The 593-nt window shown below is 49.9% G+C and carries 1 pseudogene; it reads left to right on the top strand.

What is annotated here, in order from left to right:
- A pseudogene (locus MJ761_RS10825) lies at positions 1-593 on the top strand (hypothetical protein); the annotation flags it as partial.

The following is a 593-nucleotide window of genomic DNA, read 5'->3' as shown; positions in this document are numbered from 1 at the left end:
CTCAATAGCAGCAGCACTGGGTACTTCGCCTAATTCAGTAAGTGGTGGTGGTATTGAGATGCCAAGCTACAGTACTTCTACTCCTGCTGGAGGCTCAGTGGTAGCAAATAGTGTAGCTGAGGCGCTGAATAATATACACAATTATGGTACGAAGTATGCCAAGATTAATTCTGCAAAAGCAGCATCAGTAGCTCTGGGTGATGATTCGATCGCTATAGGCGGAGCTGCAAGAGCCAGTGGTGGCGCAGCGATTGCGATAGGTAATGATGCACTTGCGTCAGAAACCAATGCTGTAGCACTAGGCAACAGTGCACAGGTAAAACGAGCCGGAGGTGTTGCACTAGGCAGCGGTGCACAAGTAACACAAGCCGGAGGTGTTGCACTGGGAGCCGGATCAGTAGCGGATAGGGTAGCCGGAATAAAAGGTTATATTCCGGTAACGGCAACGCAGCAGCAGGCAGAGGCAATCGGTAAAACAACGAGTACGAAAGGCGCGGTATCGGTAGGTGATACATCGAAAAAAGAATACCGTCAGATAACCGGAGTTGCGGCAGGTTTTGACGACACAGATGCTGTGAATGTGGCTCAGCTTA

The sequence above is a fragment of the Snodgrassella communis genome, from assembly GCF_914768045.1.
Classification (GTDB): Bacteria; Pseudomonadota; Gammaproteobacteria; order Burkholderiales; family Neisseriaceae; genus Snodgrassella; species Snodgrassella communis.
The sequence above is the reverse complement of the archived record's forward strand: the minus strand, read 5'-3'. Positions and strand labels throughout refer to the sequence as shown.